This window comes from Mumia flava (assembly GCF_002797495.1).
Taxonomy (GTDB): Bacteria; Actinomycetota; Actinomycetes; order Propionibacteriales; family Nocardioidaceae; genus Mumia; species Mumia flava.
In genome coordinates this window covers 927,666-945,401 of the sequence record NZ_PGEZ01000001.1, presented here as the reverse complement: position 1 = coordinate 945,401, position 17,736 = coordinate 927,666, and the positions used below count along the sequence as shown (strand labels likewise).

Below are 17,736 nucleotides of genomic sequence, written 5' to 3'. Positions count from 1 at the left end.
CAGGCGTCGTCGGACGGCGCCGGGGAAGGTCCCCGGTCAGTCTGTCGAAGCCTGAGGGTGCCTGCACGTCGAGCGACGCCCGTCCGGGCGCGTCACTACGCTGGGGACTGAACCCGACGAGGAGGACGATTCGATGGCTGTTCAGCAGGGACGCTCCGCGTTCACCTTGGAGTACCCGCAGCACCTGGCGTACTTCGACGACTACCGCGAGGCGCAGCGGGCGGTCGACTACCTGTCCGACGAGCGGTTCCCGGTGGAGAACTGCCTGATCGTCGGCACCGACCTCAAGCAGATCGAGCGGGTCACCGGCCGGATGACCACGGGCAAGGCTGCCGGGTACGGCGCGGCGAGCGGCGCCTGGTTCGGTCTGCTGCTCGGTCTGATCGTCGGCATCTTCGCCGAGCCGGGCAACTGGTTCCAGATCGTGCTGTCGGCCATGCTGATCGGCCTGGGCTTCGGGCTGGTGTGGGGGCTGGTCGGGTACGCCTTCACGCGCGGTCAGCGCGACTTCACCTCGGTCGCGCAGGTGATCGCGTCGCGCTACGAGCTGCTGGTCGAGCACCGGATGCTCGCCGAGGCGCAGAAGACGCTGGCCGGGCTGATCCACCCCGCCATGCAGCAGCAGCCGCCGACGCCTCAGCCTCCGTACGGCGAGCCCCCGCAGCCCCCGACCGCATGACTCGCGCGGCCCCGAGCGCGACCGGGTCGCGCGCCGCCGAGGCCTTCACCGCGCAGGCCCGGACGTGCGAGGCGATCGGGTCGCCGATGTACGGCGCGCTGTTCGACGCGATGGCGGCCGACATCGCGGCCGGCGGCGTCACGCTGCGGGTGCTCGGGGAGGTCGCAGCGGCTCCGCCGAGCGCGATCGCTCTTCGGCTGGCCGGGTCGCTCCACCGCCGCGTCCTCGACGGCCGGGCCCCCGAGCTCGTCCCGTTCTACCCGAGCGTGGGCGGCACCTGGGAGCTCGAGAAGGCCTGGCCGGTCGTCCGTGAGCGACTCGAGGCCGACGCCGCGGCGCTGCACGCCGAGCTGGCGCAGCCGCCGCAGACGAACGAGGTCGGGCGGGCGGCGGCGCTGCTCGGAGGGCTCCTGCGCGTCGCCGACCGCTTCAGCACGCCGGTCCGGCTGGTCGAGGTCGGGGCGAGCGCCGGTCTCAACCTCTGCGCGGACCGGTTCGCCTACGGCTCGCCCTCGGGCCGCTGGGGTGCGAAGGGAGCGTCGGTCGTCCTCGACGACGCGTGGCGCGGCCCGAACCCTCCAGGTGACGCGCCGCTGCAGGTCGTCGAGCGGATCGGGATCGACCTCGATCCGCTGGACGCAGGCGATCCTGCGGACCGGCTCACGCTCGAGTCGTACACCTGGCCGGACCAGGTCGTACGGCTGGAGCGCCTGCGTGCGGCGCTCGCGGTGGCGGACGCGACGGAGCGGACGATGCTGACCGTCGGCGCGGCCGACGGTCTGGACGAGATCGAGCCGGTGCCCGGGATCGCGACGGTGGTGTGGCACTCGGTCTTCCGGCAGTACGTCGGCGAGGCCGAGCTCGCCCGGATCGACGCCCGGGTCGCCGAGCTGGGCGCGGCCGGCACGCCCGACACCCCCTTCGCGCGGATCACGCTCGAGCCTGACGTCCCCGGGTCCGTCGGCCCGTACCCGGTGCTCCTGACCACCTGGCCGTTCGGCGAGGAGACCCGGATCGGCACCGCACCTCCGCACGGCCTGCCGGTGACCTGGACGGGGTGAGGGCGATGGAGGGGGTCAGGATGTGGCTGGTCCGGCACGGCGCGACCGAGTGGGCCCGCAACGGCCGGCACACCGGGCGCACGGACCTGCCGCTGCTGCCCGACGGCGAGGCGCAGGCGCGCGCGGTCGCGCCGAGGCTGGCCGAGCAGTCGTTCGCGCTCGTGCTCGCCAGCCCACGGATCCGAGCCCGCCGTACGGCCGAGCTCGCGGGGTTCGACGACGCCGTGGTGGACGACGATCTGGCGGAGTGGGACTACGGCGACTACGAGGGCCTCACGACCACGGAGATCCGCGAGCGCGAGCCGGGCTGGACGATCTGGGCCCGCGGCGCCCCCGGCGGCGAACGCCCCGACGACGTCGCCGCTCGGCTCGACCGCGTCGTCGACCGGGCGCGCGCGGCCGACGGGCCCGTGCTCGCGTTCGGCCACGGGCACGCGTTGCGGGCGCTCGCCGCCCGGTGGCTGGGGGAGCCGGTCGCCTTCGGGCGGAGCCTCGCGCTCGACACCGCGACCATCTCCGTACTCGGCTGGGAGCATGACACGGACCCCGTGGTCGAGAGGTGGAACGCCTAGTCTTCGATCATGCACGAGACCGTGACGTCGCTGTTCTGGATCTTCCTGTGCGCCGTCCTCGCCCCGGTCCTCGCGGGTCTCGTGCCGAAGCGTCGCCTGCCCGAGGTCGTGCTGCTGCTCGGCGCCGGCATCCTGATCGGCCCGCACGCCCTCGACCTGGCCGGCTCCGACGAGACGATCGCGCTGCTGCACGACTTCGGGCTCGGGATGCTCTTCCTCCTGGCGGGCTACGAGATCGAGCTCGGCGAGGTGACCGGACGCGGCGGACGGCGGGCGCTCGTCACCTGGCTGAGCTGCCTGGCGATGGCGTTCGCGGTCGTCTTCGTGCTCGACGCGGCCGGCATCGTGACCAGTGAGGTGGCCGTCGCGATCGCGCTCACCTCCACGGCTCTGGGGACGTTGATCCCGATCCTCAAGGACAGCAACCTGATGGAGACCGCCGTCGGCCGGACGGTGCTCAACCACGGTGCGTACGGCGAGGTGGGACCCGTCATCGCGATGGCCGTCCTGCTCAGTGCCACCGGGCCGGTCGGTTCGATCGTGGCCCTGTCGATCTTCCTCGCGATCGCGGTGGCGGCGGCGCTGCTGCCGGCGCGTGCACGCGACCGGGCGAGCCGGGTCGTCGACATCGTGCGCGCCGGGTCGGAGACCACGGCCCAGACGACCGTACGCTTCACCGTGCTGCTGCTGTTCACGCTGGGCACGCTGGCGGCTGCGTTCCACCTCGACTCGATCCTCGGCGCGTTCGCCGCCGGCTTCGTGCTGCGCCAGATCTTCCCCAGCGGCGACGAGCGGTTGGAGACCAAGCTGGAAGGGCTGGCGTTCGGCCTGCTGATCCCGCTGTTCTTCATCACCTCGGGCATGGACATCGACATGGACGAGGTCGTCAGCGCGCCCGGCGTGCTGGTCGTCTTCGTGCTCGGGATCCTGCTGGTCCGCGGGGTCCCGGTGCTGATCGACGCGTGGACAGACCGGGACCCGGAGACCGGTCTCCGGCGTTTCACGCCGTCCCAGAGCCTCCAGGTCGGCCTCTACGGCGCGACCGGCCTGCCGGTGATCGTGGCGGTGACGACGGTGGCGGTGGAGTCGGACGCGATGTCGAAGACGGCGGCGTCGATCCTGGTCACCGGGGGCGCGCTGACGGTCGCCGTGCTGCCGTTCCTGGCCGGCGTGCTCGGGGAGCGCGAACGGGCGGGCCGGGATCCCGCGGCGGACCAGCCCGAGCCCTGAATCCCTGTCAGGCTGGGCCCATGACAGAGAACGCGAACCCCGCTGCGCCGTTCATCGCCGAGCAGCAGCGGCAGGTCGAGGCGACGCTGCCCTTCTCCGACACCCAGGACGTCGACGACTCCGAGCGCGGCCTGATCGCACGGATGGACCCGTGCGTCGTCACGGCCGACGACGGGCGGGTCGTCTGGGACAACGACTCCTACTCCTTCATCGAGGGCGACGCACCCGACACCGTCAACCCGAGCCTGTGGCGCCAGTCGTCCCTGGTCTCGATGCAGGGCCTGTACGAGGTGGTCGAGGGGATCTACCAGGTCCGGGGCCTGGACCTGTCGAACATCTCCTTCATCGAGGGCGAGTCCGGCGTCATCGTGATCGATCCGCTGATCTCGACCGAGACGGCCGCGGCTGCGCTGGCGCTGTACCGCGAGCACCGCGGCGACCGCCCGGTCACCGGGGTGATCTACACGCACAGCCACGTCGACCACTTCGGCGGCGTCCGCGGCGTGGTGTCGCAGGAGGACGTCGACAGCGGCCGCGTGCCGGTGCTCGCCCCGGACGGGTTCGTGGAGCACGCGATCTCGGAGAACGTGTTCGCCGGCACGGCGATGTCGCGACGGGCCGGCTACATGTACGGGGCTTCGCTGGCGCGCGGCCCGCGGGGGCAGGTCGGCGCGGGGCTCGGCCAGACCACCTCGACCGGCACGATCACCCTGATCCCGCCGACGGTCGAGATCACGACCACCGGTCAGGAGGAGGTCGTCGACGGGGTCAGGATCGTCTTCCAGATGGCCCCGGACACCGAGGCGCCGTCCGAGATGCTGTTCTACTTCCCGGACCACAGAGCGCTGTGCTCGGCCGAGGACGCGACCCACACGTTCCACAACCTGCTGACCCTGCGGGGAGCCGTGGTGCGGGACCCGCACGGCTGGGCGGGCTACCTGACGGAGACGATCGACCTGTTCGGCGGCGAGGCCGAGGTGGTCTTCGCCTCGCACCACTGGCCGACCTGGGGGGCGGACCGGGTCGTCGCGTTCCTGTCGACGCAGCGGGACCTGTACGCGTACGTGCACGACCAGACGCTGCGGATGCTCAACCAGGGTCTGGTCGGCTCCGAGATCGCCGAGCAGATCCAGCTTCCGCCGGCGCTGGAGAACGCCTGGAGCGCACGCGGCTACTACGGCTCGGTGAGCCACAACGTGAAGGCGATCTACCAGCGCTACATGGGCTGGTTCGACGGCAACCCCGCCCACCTGTGGCAGCACACCCCGGTCGAGCAGGCCACCCGCTACGTGGCGTTCATGGGTGGCGCCGACGCCGTCGTCGAGAAGGCGCGAGCCTCCTACGACGAGGGTGACCTGCGCTGGGTCGCCGAGGTGGTCGGGCACGTGGTCTTCGCCGAGCCGCAGCACGCGGCCGCGCGGAGCCTGCTCGCCGACACCTACGAGCAGCTCGGGTACGGCGCGGAGAACGGGCCCTGGCGCAACTTCTACCTCTCCGGCGCGACCGAGCTGCGGTCCGGCTCGTTCGGCACGCCCACCGCGACGGGATCGGCCGACGTCGTCGCGAACCTCACGCCGCGGATGCTGTTCGACGCGCTCGCCGTCCAGGTCGACGGCCCTCGCGCGTGGGACGAGCGGCTCTCGATCGACGTCGTGCTCACCGACACCGACGAGCGTTTCCGGCTGTGGCTCGCGAACGGGGTGCTGACCTACTCGGCCGCAGCCCAGCACGGCGAGGCCGACGCGACCCTGACGACGACGCGACGGACGCTCCCTGCGATCGCGGGCGGGGTCGGCGGGCGTGACGAGCTGGAGGCCGCGGGCATCGCGGTCTCCGGCGATGCCTCGGTGCTCGGCCGGCTGGCCGCCGTGCTGGACCCGGGCGACCCGGACTTCGCGATCGTGACGCCCTGACCCCGGCGGTCGCGTCGGGCGCCCCGGGTGCCGGGGCGCCCCGGAGGTCCGCCATGATGTGGTTACTGGTGAGTCACATCCTGGAGGAGTCGTCATGCAGTTCGGTCGCTCGTACGAGGAGTTCGAGGTCGGAGCCACCTACAAGCACTGGCCCGGGAAGACGGTCACCGAGTACGACGACCACCTGTTCTGCCTGCTGACGATGAACCACCACCCGCTGCACCTGGACGTGCACTACGCGGAGGAGACGACGCAGTTCGGCAAGAACGTCGTCGTCGGCAACTACGTCTACTCGATCCTGCTCGGGATGAGCGTCCCGGACATCTCCGGCAAGGCGATCGCCAACCTCGAGATCGAGTCGCTGCGGCACGTCGCGCCGACCTTCCACGGCGACACGCTCTACGGCGAGACCACCGTGCTCGACAAGTGGGAGAGCACGAGCAAGGACGACCGGGGCGTCGTGCACGTCGAGACGATCGGCTACAACCAGGACGGGAAGGTCGTCTGCATCTTCCGCCGCAAGGTGATGGTGCCGAAGGAGAACTACCTGACCGCGCGCGGCGGCGAGCAGCCCGGCCGCCCGGTCCCGCAGCCGGACAAGAACTGGTCCGGCCCCGCCGGCGCCTGACCCGCCGCCCGACCCCGATCCGGGCGTTCCGGGGAGGTTCTCGGACCGCGTTTCTTCCCCCGACCGCCCGAATCGCGGACGGGGGGCGCGTACGGCAGGGTGCAGGGGGACGGGTCCGGTGACGGGAGGAACGACCGATGCCACGCGTGCCCCGCCCGACGCGTCGTGACGTCGTGTCGGGCTTCGTGACCGGGCTGTTCTCGATTCCGGAGGGCATGGCCTACGCCACGATCGGCGGCTTCTCGGCACCGATGGGGCTCTGGTCCGGAGCGGTCCCGACGATCATCGGGTCCGTCTTCGCGCGGACCGTGCTCATGGTCACGACGCTGACCAGCGCGATCGCGTTGTCGGCGCGCAGCGTGCTCACCGACGCCGGGCTCGATCCTGCCGACCTGGGCGCGGTGGCGGCACTGACGGTCATGGTCGGGCTGTGGATGGTCCTGCTCGGTGTGCTGCGGCTCGGTTCGGTGATGTCGTTCGTCTCGACGGCGGTGATGACCGGCTTCACCCTCGGGATCGCGGTCCAGATCATCGCCGGGGTCGTCGAGGACGCGACCGGCTACGCGCCGCAGTCCGGCAACACCGTCGGGAAGATCGTCGAGGCGCTGGCGCACGTCGGCGACTGGGACGCGCCGACGGCGGCCGTGGCGGCGGCAACGGTGGTGGCCTGGGGCGCGATGCTGCGGGTCCCCCGGCTCCGTACCACCGCGACCCTGGTCTCGCTCCTCGTCGTGACGCTCGTCGTCGCGGGTCTCGGCGTCGACACAGAGACGGTCGACGACATCGGGGCGATCCCGAGGTCGCTGCCGCCCTTCACGTCGCCGGACCTCGCCGCGATGCCGGAGCTCGCGGCGGGCAGCCTCGCGATCGCTCTGGTCGCGCTCGCGCAGGCGGCGGGGATCGGCGCCGCGATGCCCAACCCGGACGGGTCGCGAGGCGACGTGTCGCGCGACTTCACGGCGCAGGGTCTGGCGAACGCCGCGGGTGGCTTCTTCGGCGCGCTCCCGACGGGTGGTTCGCTGTCGCGCACAGGTGTGGCGATCAGCGGTGGTGCGCAGACCCGTTGGGCGGGCATCTTCGCCGGGCTCTGGCTGATCGTGCTCGTGCTCGCTCTCGGGCCGCTCGCCGGGGGCATCCCGATGGCGGTGATCGGCGGGCTGCTGCTCGTGATCGGCGGGGAGCTGGTGGCCGGACGCCGGCGCGACGTCCGCCTCGTGGTCCGGACCTCGTGGCTCTCCACCGCGGCGATGGCGGCCACGTTCGCGGCCACGACGCAGCTGCCGCTCCAGGTGGCGATCTTCGTCGGTGCGGGACTGTCGATCGTGCTGTACGCGGTGCAGTCGGCGAGGCGGGGCCGGCTGCTGGCGCTGGTTCCCGCAGGTGACGGCCAGTGGCGGGTCGCCGATCCGCCGGCGACGCTCCCGAGCGGGCGCACGACCGTCCTGCACTACGTAGGAAACGGGTTCTTCGCCGAGGTCAACCGGGTGGAGGAGTCGTGGCCGGACACCTCGGGAACGCGCGACGCCGGACTGGTGATCTCCTTGCGCGGGTCGGCGGGGATCCCGTCGTCCACCTTCCTGAAGTCCTTCGACCGGGTCCTGGAGCGCTGGCACGAGCAGGGGATCGAGGTCGTGGTGTGCGGGGTCCCCGACGAGCTGCGGACGCGGTTCGCCCGTGCCGGCGGCGAGCTCGGCGGCCTGCGCGGCCGAGTGATCGGCGAGTCGGAGGTGCTGCTCGGATCGGTCCAGGAGGCCTACGATCTCGCCGAGCGGCTGCGTGCGGAGCGCGCGGCCGGTGACGTGCCCTGATGCCCGGCCCTCGTGATGTGATCACCGTCACAACATTCTCGTTCGCGCAATATTTGCGTAGGCGTTAGTATTTTGCGGTGACCGAATCTCCGACTCCGCGCGAGCTCGTCGGCGTGCTCGAAGCGCTCTTCGTGCGCATCGCCGGCCGGGCCGAGCACAGCGGCGTCGACGCCTTCGCCGAGCGTCAGCTCACGCCCTCGCAGGCGCGCACGCTGATCGCCCTGTCGGGCCGCGACGCCTGCAGCATCGGGACGATCGCCGAGGCGCTGCGGATGTCGGTCGCCGCCGCCGGGCGCAACGTCGACCAGCTGGTCAGCGCGTGCCTGGTCACGCGTGAGGAGTGCGAGCGCGACCGCAGGACGCGCCTCGTGACGCTCACCGACGACGGACGTGACCTCGTCGCCGAGCACCTGCACGCCAAGCGTGCCGCGCTCGAAGAATTCGCTCGCGAACTGTCGGACGAGGACCGTAGTGTCCTCTTTCGTGCCCTTCAGGCCGCGCTCGCGGCCACCGACCCCACCACCGGTGAGGACCACTGATGACTGAAACACCCAGGTCGCCCGCGCCCGCGGACGACAAGCTCGACGCCGGCGTGCTGAAGATCGCCGGAGTCGTCGTGCTCGGCGCGATCATGTCGATCCTCGACATCACGGTCGTCACCGTCGCACTGCCCACGTTCCAGGAGGAGTTCTCGGCCTCGCCGGCCGAGACCGCCTGGACCATGACCGCGTACACGCTCGCGCTCGCGACCGTGATCCCGCTGACCGGCTGGGCCGCCGACCGGTTCGGCACCAAGCGCCTCTACATGCTCGCGGTCGGGCTCTTCACGATCGGCTCGCTGCTGTGCGCCGTCGCCGCCGACCTCGGCCAGCTCGTAGCGTTCCGTGCGCTGCAGGGCCTCGGCGGCGGCATGCTGATGCCGCTCGGCATGACGATCATGACGCGTGCGGCCGGCCCGCACCGGATCGGCCGGCTGATGGCCGTGCTCGGCATCCCGATGCTGCTCGGGCCGATCGGCGGTCCGATCCTCGGCGGCATCCTGATCGACAACTTCTCCTGGCACTGGATCTTCCTGATCAACCTGCCGATCGGCATCGTTGCGCTGGTCTACGCGTGGCGTGTGCTGCCGAAGGACGCCCCGACCCCGTCGGAGTCGTTCGACTGGACCGGCATGCTGCTGCTGTCGCCCGGTCTCGCCGCGCTCCTCTACGGCGTCTCCTCGATCCCGGAGGAGGGCACGTTCTGGGCGACCAAGGTCATCGTCTTCACCGTGATCGGCGCCGTCCTCATCACCGCGTTCGCGTTCCACGCCTTCCGCCCCGAGCACCCGCTGGTCGACCTGCGGCTGTTCAAGGAGCGCAACATCACCGTGGCCGTGATCGTGATGATGATGTTCGCGATCGCGTTCTTCGGCGCGAGCATCCTCTTCCCCCAGTACTTCCTCCAGGTGCGCGGCGAGTCCACGCTCATGGCGGGCCTGCTGGTGGCTCCGCAGGGGCTCGGGGCGATGATCACGATGCCGATCGCGGGCACCCTCGTCGACCGGATCGGTCCCGGCAAGATCGTGATGAGCGGTCTGGTGCTGATCACGATCGGGATGGGCTTCTTCACCCAGATCGGTGCCGACACCTCGTACTGGCTGATCTGCGGGGCGCTCTTCGTGATGGGCCTCGGCATGGGCGCCACGATGATGCCGACGATGACGGCTGCGCTCGCGACGCTGCGCGACCACACGATCGCGCGCGGCTCGACCCTGATGAACATCGCGCAGCAGGTGGCGGCGTCGATCGGCACCGCGGTGTTCTCCGTCGTCCTGACCAACCAGCTGACCGGTGGCACCCTGCTGAGCTCGCTGGTGCCGCAGGGCCTGCCGGACGAGGCGCAGGGCATGACGCTGGCCGAGGCCGCGATGGGCAGCTGGTACGCCCCGCCGCTCGCCGACCTCCTGAACCAGCTGGGGGTGCTCGACCAGGGCTTCGCCGAGGCTTCCGATGCGTTCGGGGTGGCGTTCGTCGTGGCCACGGTGCTCGTGGCGATCACCCTCATCCCGGCGTTCTTCCTGCCGCGCAGGCGGATCGAGCGCTCGGGCGACGACGAGAGCGCCGAGGCCGCGCCGGTGATGATGCACTGACGCGTCGGGGCTGACCAGGCCGTACGGCCGACAGGGCGAGCGCGCCCGTGGGATCCTCCCACGGGCGCGCTCGTGCGTGCGGCGGAGGTCGCGAGCACGAGTGCGTCCCGCGAGGGCGTTGTCAGTGGCCGGGCGTACGGTCGGCGGCATGAGTGCTCCGAGTCCTGCCGAGCGGTTCCTCGCGCTCCACCGCCGCCGACCCGGGTTCATCCTCCCGAACGCCTGGGACGCCGGGTCGGCGCGGATGCTCGAGCTCGCCGGCTTCGAGGCGATCGCGACCACGAGCGCAGGGATCGCGTTCGCGGCCGGCCATCCCGACGCCAGCTTGTCCCGGGACGCCATGCTCCGCGCGGTCGAGCCGGTCGTGGCGTCGGTCGGTGTCCCGGTCAGCGTCGACGTCGAGTCGGGATACGGAGACACCGAGGGGGACGTCGTCACGACGGTCCGCGGCGTCCTCGACCTCGGCGGCGTGGGGATCAACCTCGAGGACGCGGTGGCGGACGGGCTCCTGCCGCTGGAGGAGTCCGTCGAGCGGGTCGCTGCGGCGCGGGCGGTCGCGCCGTCCGCGCAGCTGGTGCTCAACGCCCGCACCGACGCGTACCTCTCCGGCGACGACCCGGGCATGGCGCTCGACGTCGCGATCGAGCGCGGGCGGGCGTACGCCGCGGCAGGCGCGGATTGCGTCTTCGTCCCGGGCGTGGACGACCTGGACGCGATCCGGGCCCTTGCCGAGGAGATCCCCGCGCCGCTCAACGTCGTCAACGGCCTGACCCCCACCGTCCACACGGCGGCGGCACTGTACGACGTCGGCGCGGCACGGATCAGCATCGGCGGTGCGCTGGCCCGCGCCGCGCTCACCGTGGTCCGTGAGGCGGGGCTCGAGATGCTCGAGCGCGGGACGTTCTCGTTCGTCGAGGGGGCGATCCCGTACGGCACGCTCCAGCAGGAGCTCGGCCCGCCGGATCGCTAGGCTGGGTGGGTGCTGATCGACCTCCACACCCACTCCACCCGGTCCGACGGCACCGATACCCCGGCTCAGCTCGTCCAGGCCGCTGCGGCGGCGGGGCTGGACGTGGTCGCACTGACCGATCACGACGCGATGACCGGGTGGGGCGAGGCGCAGGAGGCGGCTGATCGGGTCGGGATCACGCTGGTGCGCGGACTCGAGATCTCGTGCCGATTCCGGGGACGCAGCGTGCACCTGCTCGGCTACGAGCCCGACCCGACGCATCCGGCGCTGCTGTCCGAGCTGGAAGCCGTGCTGGACGGTCGGCGGCAACGGCTCCCACGCACGCTGGAGGCGCTGCGTGGCCTCGGGATCGACGTCACGGAGGCCGACGTGCTCGCCGTGTCCGGGGATGCGGCAGCCACCGGACGTCCGCACATCGCCGACGCGATGATCGCCCAGGGGGTCGTCGAGAATCGCGACGAGGCGTTCGCGCGCTACCTGATGCCGGGGCGCCCTGCGTACGTCGACCGGTACGCCGCGGACCTCGAGCAGATGATCGCGCTCCTCGTCGAGGCGGGAGGGCGGCCCGTGGTCGCGCACCCGGCGAGCCGACAGAGCCGCACGATCCTGGACGCCGACGCGTTCGCGCTGCTCACCGACGCTGGTCTGGCCGGGATCGAGGTCGATCACAACGACCACGACACCGTCGCCCGGAGCTGGCTGCGGGGTGTGGCCGCCGACCTCGACCTCCCGTACACCGGGTCGAGCGACTACCACGGCACCGGCAAGGTCGGCTACGACCTCGGGGTCAACACGACCGCGCCGGGCCAGTACGTCCGGCTGCTCGGCGACCTCGTCCCGCTCCCCGTCTGACGCCACCGCGCCTTCGCCACCGCACCGCACGACCGCGTTCGCCGGCCGCCTTCTCCCTCGGCTTGCCGGTCTGCGTAGCCGGCTACGGAGTCGCGCACCGGGCGTTGATGGTTTCCCCAGCCAGGTGTGGGTCGTCCCAGCCAGGTGGCGGGCTGTTCGTCGGTGGTGAGACTGCTCCGGTCGTGGCGCGGTCGGTACGACGCGCGTTGCCGGTCTGCGTAGCCGGCTACGGAGTCGCGCACCGGGCGTTGATGGTTTCCCCAGTCAGGTGGGGGTCGTCCCAGCCAGGTGGCGGGCGGTTCGGCGGTGGAGCCGGTCGATGCCACGGTGTCGACCGGCTCCACCGGCGATCGGTTCGCCGTGCCGCGGTCAGGCGCCGGCGCGCGAGCGGGTTGCGTCCGCGAGGGCTGCGAGGGCCGCGGGGAAGATCTCCGCGGGCGGGTTCACCAGGCCCGCGCCCACCTGGCCCGTCCCTGCCACCGCGCCCGCCATGCCGGTGTTGATCTGCGGCAGGATGCCGGTGCGACACACCCGGGAGACGTCGATCCCGGTCGGCGTGCCGGCGAACTCCATCACGGGGATCTGCCAGCGCGGGTTCGAGGCGAGAGTGATCTCGCCCATCCGCCGGGTGGCGGCGAACGCGTCGGGCACCGACCCGCCGACCAGTCGGACGATCGCCGGCGCCGTCGCCATCGCGAACCCGCCGATCCCTGCGGTCTCGGTGATGGCCGAGTCGCCGATGTCCGGGTTCGCGTCGTCCGGGCCGTACGAGCCGAGGTACAGGCCGTCCGCGACCTGCGCGGGTCCGGTGAACCACCGGTCGCCGGTGCCGGAGACCTGGATCCCGAAGTCGGTCCCGTTGCGTGCCATCGCGACCACCATCGTCGAGCCCTCGATCCCACGGGCCGCGTCGAGCGCGAGCTTGCAGGCGGGCATCGCGAGGTTGAGGAAGAAGTGGTCGTTGCCCCCGATGAACGCGACGGCGTCGGCGACGTCGGCTGCGCGCGAGGTCGAGCGGATCATCGCGGGGACGAGGTCGCGCATCAGCATGAGCGTGCCGGCACGGTTGCGGTTGTGCGCCTCGTCGCCCATCTGCAGCATCTGCGACAGCAGCGCCGTGACGTCGACGGGACCGGCCTCGCGGACCGCCTGCTGGAGGACCGGACCGAGGACCGCCGACATCCAGCGCAGTCGGTCGAGGACCTCCGGGCCGTACGCGCCGTACCGCAGGACCTTCCCGAGTCCTTCGTTCAGCGAGCAGTACGTCCGGGCGCCGCTGGTCGCGTCCTCCAGGACGAACATCCACATGGACGGCGACACGACGCCTGCCATCGGCCCGACGGCGCTGCGGCTGTGGCACGGCGCGAGCGAGTAGCCCGCGCCCGACTCGAACAGGGCCGGCGCCTGGTCGGGGTCGTCGACGAGACCCTCGAGCGCCGCTGCGCCCATCAGCGCACCGCGCATCGGTCCGGACGCACGCTCCCACGTGACCGGGGGACCTGCGTGCAGGAAGTCACCCCGCTCCAGACCGAGAGCCTCGTGCGCCGGCAGCACGTCGACGAGCTGGGCCGTCACGCCGAGGTAGGCCTCGACGGCACGTGCGTTCGCGTCGGCGCGCAGCGGGTCGGCGGCGACGACGGCGAGGTCGTCGGCGGTCCCGGCCATCGGCGGCTGCCAGTCGACGCGCTGCACGTCGACAGCCTGGTCGGCGACCGCATCGGCGAACAGATCGGCTCCGACACTGACGACGGCGGTCTCGGCGGTCATCGGGCACCTCCGCTGGTGACGAGGGCGACCGCGTGCCGGGTCGCCTGGGCGTTGGACGAGAAGACGTGGGCGCCGGCATCGGCGAGGGCCGCCGCCTGGGACTCGAGCCCCTGCGGGTCGGCGTCGGTCCCGACGAGGGAGACCACGACGGGAAGGGTCCGGCCGTCGGCCTCGGCGGCCGCGCGGGCCGCACGGACGGCCGGGGCGAGCCCGCCCGCCGGATCAGGCTCCGCGCCGTGGCCGAGGACGACGTCGAGCAGGACGACCCCGGTCGTACGGTCGTCCGCGACCTCCGCGAGGTGGGCGAGCCGCAGGGTCGGGTCGATCATCGGGTGCGCCCGCCCCTGGGTGAGGCCGTCGTCGCCGAAGTCGATCATCACGTGCCCGTCGGCGTGCAGGCCGTCGGGCAGGGCGAGGTCGTCGGACAGCGGGATGTTGCTGCGGACCGGCCCGAGCGCGTCCGTCGCGATCAGCATCGCCTCGTCGCACATCGTGCCGCCGACGAACAGGCCGCGCAGCGCGTCGCCGGTCACCGTCGTGTCCGTGGCTCCCCAGGTCCGCCACGGCGGTACGGCGACCCCGAGGTCGGACAGCACCGCCTCGGTCTGGGTGGTGAGATCGGTGCCGGGACCGAGCAGCGCGAGCCGGGTCGGGGTGGACAGGCCCTGCGACGCCTTCTCGACGGCCTCGGCGACCTCGGGCGCCGGCGGCTTGGAGATCACGACGATCCGTTCGGTGGCGGCGTCGGCGTCCAGCCGAGCGAGCGCGGTCCTGGTCGACGCCGCGCCGACGGCGGCCGACAGGTCGCGACCCCCGACGCCGAGCGCGTCGCTGATCCCCACCCCCGCCTGGTCGAGCAGGCACATCACCTGCTGCGTGCCCGTGCCGGACGCGGCGACGATCCCGACCGGACCGGGGCGGACCGTGTTGGCGAAGCCGAGCCCGACCCCGCCGACGACGGCCGTACCGCAGTCGGGTCCCATCACGAGGACGTCGCGCCGCGCCGCCGCGGCCTTGAGAGCGACCTCCTGGTCGAGCGGCACGTTGTCGCTGAACACCATCACGTCGTGACCGGCGTCCACGGCGTCCATGGCCTCGAGCAGCGCGGAGGCGCCGGGGACCGAGACGAGCACGAGCGCGCCGGGCTCGGACTCGCGCAGTGCGGCAGCGGTCGTACGGGCCGGGGCGCGCGTGGTGTCGCCGCCACCGCGGGGCTTGCTGGCGGCTGCCAGCGCGGCGTCGACCGCGGCGAGTGCCTCGTCGAGCCTGTCGGCGTCGTGCTCCGCCCCGTCGAGGCGCAGCGCGACAACCATGTCGTTGCTCCCCGCCTCGGGCGGCACGTCGAATCCCATCGCGGCCAGCGTCTCGAGATTGAGTGCGGTCGCCATCGCGACCTGCGCGTCGCGGATGCCGGGCGTCGCCGCCACGGTCTTGCTGACGGCGAGCAGCGTCACCGAGTCGGCGTAGTCGCCGCTGCGGATCGTCACGTGGTCGGTCATCGCTGTCCTCCGGTGTCGAGGTGGGACGTGTCGAGGTGGGACGTGTCGAGGTGGGACGTGTCGGCGTGGCGGGAGGTGTCGGTGTGCCGGGGCCGGTCGAGGGCGAGGGCGGCGCCGAGCGCGAGCCCGAGGCCCGACGAGCTGCCGACCGTGAGGAGCGCGGCGAGCCGCTCGGACAAGCCGGGTCCCCCGAGGCTGCGCAGCAGCGCGCTCAGCTCGGGGATGGCGTGCCCGCTGAGCGCGTCGTCGAGCAGGGCGGCCGAGACGACGGTCGTACGGGTCGGCGCGAGCCGGGCGACGGTCGTACGGACACGTCCGTCGCGCAGGCCGAGCGCGTGCCGGGCGACGAGCCACCCGGCGAGCAGGTCGTCGCCGAGCGGCGTCAGGCCGGGACCGCGTCCGAGCAGGAGGTGGACCGCCCGCGGGTCGTCGCGCCGCAGCGCCTCGAGCAGGTCGTCGTCGAGCAGACTGACCGCGAGCGCGTCGCCCGGTGCGTGCCTGCGCAGATCCTCGGCCACCCTCCGCCACGGCAGCGCGCTCGCGTGCGCCGGGTCGTCGGCGACGGGGGGGACCGACGCGTCCACGAACCGTCGTACGGCCAGGTCCGTACCGTCGATCGTGCACCGGCCCTCGCCGAGCTCGACCCTCCGCGTGCTCCCGACGCCGCTCAGGGTGGTCCGCAGACCGCACGGCACGGCGACCGCGTCGTGGTCCAGCACCGCGAGGTAGCGCTCCCCGTCGCGCAGGTACAGCGCCTGGCGGCTGCGGCCGACGACCACCGCGCTGCGCCGCGGGCCCTCGAGGAGTGCCGCGACCGCCGGGGTCGCGGCGACGGGCAGCGCGGTCGCGACGGCATCGATCGCCTGGGTCATGGCGCCAGCGTAGGAGCGGGCGGTACGGTGAGCCGATGGCGAGACTTGCCAACGATCAGGCCTCATCGGCTCAAGACATGACAGAGACTCCGTACGGGATCCCGCTCGCGGACGTGATCGAGCTCGAAGCGCTGGTCGGTGCCGTGCCGCTCGCCGGGACCGACGGGCTCGCGCGACCGGTCACGGCGGTCAACGTGATGGAGGTCCCCGACATCCTCGGCTGGGTCAAGCGCCACGAGCTGCTCATCACGACCGGCTTCCCGCTCCTCGACTCCGCGCGACGGCTGGACGTCCCCCGGATGACGGCCCTGATCCGCGGTCTCGACGAGGCGGGGGTGGCCGGTTTCGCGATCAAGCTCGGCCGCTACGTCGAGAAGGTGCCGCGGGCCGTCCTCGACGTCGCCGACGAGCTGGCGTTCCCGGTGGTCCAGCTCGGCGAGCACGTCGCCTTCGACGACGTCCTCAAGGACGCGTACGAGGCGCTGAACGCCTTCCAGTCGCGCGTCCTCCAGCAGATCGACGCGCTGCACTCCGCCCTGACCATGATCGTGCTCGAGGGCGGCAACCTCGACCAGATCGCGGCCGAGGTCAGCCGCGTCCTCGGGATCGGGGTCCTGTTCACCTCGACCGACGGGCGCGAGTGGGCCGGGGCGATCGGCGCCGCCCAGGGGGCCGCGTTGCGCGACGCGGACTTCGTCGACGAGTCGGGCCGGGTCCGCGTGGAGCGGATCCGCGGACCGCGTCCGCTGCGTGACGGCGAGGTCCGCTCGCTGCACGTGGCGGCGTCGGGCACGGAGCTCGCCCGACTGGTCGTGGTCGCCGACGCGGCCCCGCTACGCGCGTCGGACGTCTACGCGCTCGAGCGCGCCGCGACGGTCGCGGCGCTGCTCATCACCCGTCAGCAGGCGGTGGTCGCCGTCGAGGGCAAGTACCGCGGCGACTTCCTCCGCGACGTGCTCACCGACCGTGCAGGCAGCCGCCAGTACGTGACCGAGCACGCGGCCGGTCTCGGCTGGGACCTGGAGCGCCCGGTCGTCGTGCTCGTCGCCGAGCTCGACCCGCCCACCCCGGGCGAGCCTCCGGTCTCGAGCCGGAGCCGCCGCGCGATCCAGGACCGGTTCGCCGCGGGCTGGCGCCAGGTGGTCGAGTCGCGCAGCCGCAGCATCGCGGTCGGCGACTTCTCCGGCGAGGTCGTCGCGCTCCTGCCGGTCGGCGCCGACGGCGACGTGGAGGAGGTCGCGGAGGGCACGCTCGCGGCCGTGCGGGGGGACTCCGGGGGAGGACGCCGCCCGTTCTCGGCCGGGATCAGCCGGGTCGTGCGCGACGTGGCCGACCTCCCCGAGGCGTACGGGCACGCGCGCAAGGCGGTGGAGGTCGGGCGCCGGATGAAGGGGACGGGCTCGACGACGTACTTCGAGCGGCTCGGCGTGCGACGGCTGCTGTCGCAGGTGACGGATCCGCGTGAGCTGGACGCGTTCGTGGCGGAGGTTCTGGGTGCCCTCGCCGAGGACACCGAGCAGGCCGCCGACCTGCGCTCCACCCTCCAGGTCCTGCTCGACGTGAACCTCAACGTCGCCGAGGCCGCGCGGCTCCAGCACTTCCACTACAACACGATGCGCTACCGCGTCGGGAAGCTCGAGGGGATGCTCGGCCCGTTCAGCAGCGACCCGCAGGTGCGTCTCGACGTGGCGGTGGCGCTCCAGATCCTGTCCATGAACGAGTGACCGGCGTCCCCACCAGCGCAAACGCAGAGT

Annotated in this window: 15 protein-coding genes; 12 read left to right on the top strand and 3 right to left on the bottom strand. The window is 72.4% G+C overall.

Annotated elements, in window-relative coordinates:
• The first annotated feature begins 133 nt into the window (after nucleotides 1–133).
• From CLV56_RS04465 to CLV56_RS04415, 11 genes are all read left to right on the top strand, one after another.
• Nucleotides 134–679 carry a YflT domain-containing protein gene (locus CLV56_RS04465; RefSeq protein ID WP_211287978.1) on the top strand — a complete coding sequence of 182 codons (546 nt, stop codon included), beginning with the start codon at nucleotides 134–136 and terminating at the stop codon, nucleotides 677–679.
• Nucleotides 676–1,740 carry a DUF2332 domain-containing protein gene (locus CLV56_RS04460; protein WP_100414440.1) on the top strand — a complete coding sequence of 355 codons (1,065 nt, stop codon included), beginning with the start codon at nucleotides 676–678 and terminating at the stop codon, nucleotides 1,738–1,740. Before CLV56_RS04465 ends, CLV56_RS04460 begins: the two co-directional genes overlap by 4 nt.
• A gap of 20 nt (nucleotides 1,741–1,760) precedes the next feature.
• On the top strand, nucleotides 1,761–2,312 hold the full coding sequence (locus CLV56_RS04455) for a histidine phosphatase family protein (RefSeq protein WP_245857596.1): 552 nt from the start codon (nucleotides 1,761–1,763) through the stop codon (nucleotides 2,310–2,312).
• Nucleotides 2,313–2,321: 9 nt separating this feature from the next.
• A complete protein-coding gene (locus CLV56_RS04450; RefSeq protein WP_039371156.1) occupies nucleotides 2,322–3,542 on the top strand; it encodes a cation:proton antiporter in 1,221 nt (406 codons plus the stop codon).
• A gap of 20 nt (nucleotides 3,543–3,562) precedes the next feature.
• Nucleotides 3,563–5,455, top strand: a complete 1,893-nt coding sequence (locus CLV56_RS04445; protein ID WP_039371152.1) for an alkyl/aryl-sulfatase — start codon at nucleotides 3,563–3,565, stop codon at nucleotides 5,453–5,455.
• A 94-nt stretch (nucleotides 5,456–5,549) separates the two neighbouring features.
• Nucleotides 5,550–6,083, top strand: coding sequence for a MaoC family dehydratase (locus CLV56_RS04440; RefSeq protein WP_039371150.1), 534 nt, complete (start codon nucleotides 5,550–5,552; stop codon nucleotides 6,081–6,083).
• Nucleotides 6,084–6,220: 137 nt separating this feature from the next.
• On the top strand, nucleotides 6,221–7,891 hold the full coding sequence (locus CLV56_RS04435) for a SulP family inorganic anion transporter (RefSeq protein ID WP_039371148.1): 1,671 nt from the start codon (nucleotides 6,221–6,223) through the stop codon (nucleotides 7,889–7,891).
• A gap of 77 nt (nucleotides 7,892–7,968) precedes the next feature.
• Nucleotides 7,969–8,430: a MarR family winged helix-turn-helix transcriptional regulator gene (locus CLV56_RS04430; RefSeq protein WP_039371145.1), complete on the top strand. Its 462-nt coding sequence runs from the start codon at nucleotides 7,969–7,971 to the stop codon at nucleotides 8,428–8,430.
• Nucleotides 8,430–10,022, top strand: coding sequence for a DHA2 family efflux MFS transporter permease subunit (locus CLV56_RS04425; protein WP_039371141.1), 1,593 nt, complete (start codon nucleotides 8,430–8,432; stop codon nucleotides 10,020–10,022). The genes CLV56_RS04430 and CLV56_RS04425 overlap by 1 nt, the downstream gene beginning before the upstream one ends.
• A gap of 148 nt (nucleotides 10,023–10,170) precedes the next feature.
• Nucleotides 10,171–10,992: an isocitrate lyase/PEP mutase family protein gene (locus CLV56_RS04420; RefSeq protein WP_039371188.1), complete on the top strand. Its 822-nt coding sequence runs from the start codon at nucleotides 10,171–10,173 to the stop codon at nucleotides 10,990–10,992.
• A gap of 9 nt (nucleotides 10,993–11,001) precedes the next feature.
• Entirely contained in the window at nucleotides 11,002–11,844 is an 843-nt protein-coding gene (locus CLV56_RS04415; protein WP_039371138.1) for a PHP domain-containing protein, read from the top strand.
• Nucleotides 11,845–12,213: 369 nt separating this feature from the next.
• Here CLV56_RS04415 and CLV56_RS04410 read toward each other — a convergent pair whose 3' ends face one another.
• Genes CLV56_RS04410 through CLV56_RS04400 form a run of 3 tightly spaced genes read right to left on the bottom strand, consistent with a single transcriptional unit; the run spans nucleotide 12,214 to nucleotide 15,982 of the window.
• Nucleotides 12,214–13,611, bottom strand: coding sequence for a YlbE family protein (locus tag CLV56_RS04410; protein ID WP_039371136.1), 1,398 nt, complete (start codon nucleotides 13,609–13,611; stop codon nucleotides 12,214–12,216).
• On the bottom strand, nucleotides 13,608–15,110 hold the full coding sequence (locus CLV56_RS04405) for an AllF/FdrA family protein (protein ID WP_039371134.1): 1,503 nt from the start codon (nucleotides 15,108–15,110) through the stop codon (nucleotides 13,608–13,610). The genes CLV56_RS04410 and CLV56_RS04405 overlap by 4 nt, the downstream gene beginning before the upstream one ends.
• Nucleotides 15,107–15,982 carry an oxamate carbamoyltransferase subunit AllH family protein gene (locus CLV56_RS04400; RefSeq protein WP_100414439.1) on the bottom strand — a complete coding sequence of 292 codons (876 nt, stop codon included), beginning with the start codon at nucleotides 15,980–15,982 and terminating at the stop codon, nucleotides 15,107–15,109. The genes CLV56_RS04405 and CLV56_RS04400 overlap by 4 nt, the downstream gene beginning before the upstream one ends.
• A 77-nt stretch (nucleotides 15,983–16,059) precedes the next feature.
• Between CLV56_RS04400 and CLV56_RS04395 the strand changes: the two genes are divergently transcribed.
• Nucleotides 16,060–17,706 (top strand): PucR family transcriptional regulator, encoded by a 1,647-nt coding sequence (locus tag CLV56_RS04395; protein WP_100414438.1) that lies wholly within the window; start codon nucleotides 16,060–16,062, stop codon nucleotides 17,704–17,706.
• Nucleotides 17,707–17,736 lie beyond the last annotated feature (30 nt).

Bases quoted from the DNA above. Each gene is read 5' to 3' on its own strand.
- CLV56_RS04465 (WP_211287978.1), top strand. From the start codon at position 134: ATGGCTGTTCAGCAGGGACGCTCCGCGTTCACCTTGGAGTACCCGCAG.
- CLV56_RS04460 (WP_100414440.1), top strand. From the start codon at position 676: ATGACTCGCGCGGCCCCGAGCGCGACCGGGTCGCGCGCCGCCGAGGCC.
- CLV56_RS04455 (WP_245857596.1), top strand. From the start codon at position 1,761: ATGTGGCTGGTCCGGCACGGCGCGACCGAGTGGGCCCGCAACGGCCGG.
- CLV56_RS04450 (WP_039371156.1), top strand. From the start codon at position 2,322: ATGCACGAGACCGTGACGTCGCTGTTCTGGATCTTCCTGTGCGCCGTC.
- CLV56_RS04445 (WP_039371152.1), top strand. From the start codon at position 3,563: ATGACAGAGAACGCGAACCCCGCTGCGCCGTTCATCGCCGAGCAGCAG.
- CLV56_RS04440 (WP_039371150.1), top strand. From the start codon at position 5,550: ATGCAGTTCGGTCGCTCGTACGAGGAGTTCGAGGTCGGAGCCACCTAC.
- CLV56_RS04435 (WP_039371148.1), top strand. From the start codon at position 6,221: ATGCCACGCGTGCCCCGCCCGACGCGTCGTGACGTCGTGTCGGGCTTC.
- CLV56_RS04425 (WP_039371141.1), top strand. From the start codon at position 8,430: ATGACTGAAACACCCAGGTCGCCCGCGCCCGCGGACGACAAGCTCGAC.
- CLV56_RS04420 (WP_039371188.1), top strand. From the start codon at position 10,171: ATGAGTGCTCCGAGTCCTGCCGAGCGGTTCCTCGCGCTCCACCGCCGC.
- CLV56_RS04410 (WP_039371136.1), bottom strand. From the start codon at position 13,611: ATGACCGCCGAGACCGCCGTCGTCAGTGTCGGAGCCGATCTGTTCGCC.
- CLV56_RS04405 (WP_039371134.1), bottom strand. From the start codon at position 15,110: ATGACCGACCACGTGACGATCCGCAGCGGCGACTACGCCGACTCGGTG.
- CLV56_RS04400 (WP_100414439.1), bottom strand. From the start codon at position 15,982: ATGACCCAGGCGATCGATGCCGTCGCGACCGCGCTGCCCGTCGCCGCG.
- CLV56_RS04395 (WP_100414438.1), top strand. From the start codon at position 16,060: ATGACAGAGACTCCGTACGGGATCCCGCTCGCGGACGTGATCGAGCTC.